General features: G+C 26.0%; 1 protein-coding gene. It reads left to right on the top strand.

Annotated features, from left to right (window positions below):
* Positions 1-334, top strand: a 334-nt coding sequence (locus H4O21_RS28670) for a hypothetical protein (protein WP_182812655.1), incomplete at both ends; no start/stop codon positions are given.

Below are 334 nucleotides of genomic sequence, written 5' to 3'. Positions count from 1 at the left end.
CCAGGTTTTAACAAAAATAATAGGAAATAAACGCGTACAAATTGATGACAAAAATATCATAAGTTCAGGTTTTCCAAATATTGATATTTCCAATTTTTATTATGAAATCATATCATCAGAAGACACCAACCTCATTTCTATATGTCGAAAATCACATGTGGATGAAATCATTCAAAGATACATCTCAAACAAATTAAATGTCATTGATTTTTCTTTGGGAAATTCAAAAATCTCATCTGCAATTGAATTTATTGAAGAACCTAATTTCTATACGTCAAATGCAATGATAGAATTATCAAACCAAACAATTTCTTCAATTAAAATTATTAATGAT

The sequence above is a fragment of the Oceanospirillum sediminis genome (assembly GCF_014164585.1).
GTDB lineage: Bacteria > Pseudomonadota > Gammaproteobacteria > Pseudomonadales > Halomonadaceae > Oceanospirillum > Oceanospirillum sediminis.
The sequence above is the reverse complement of the archived record's forward strand: the minus strand, read 5'-3'. Positions and strand labels throughout refer to the sequence as shown.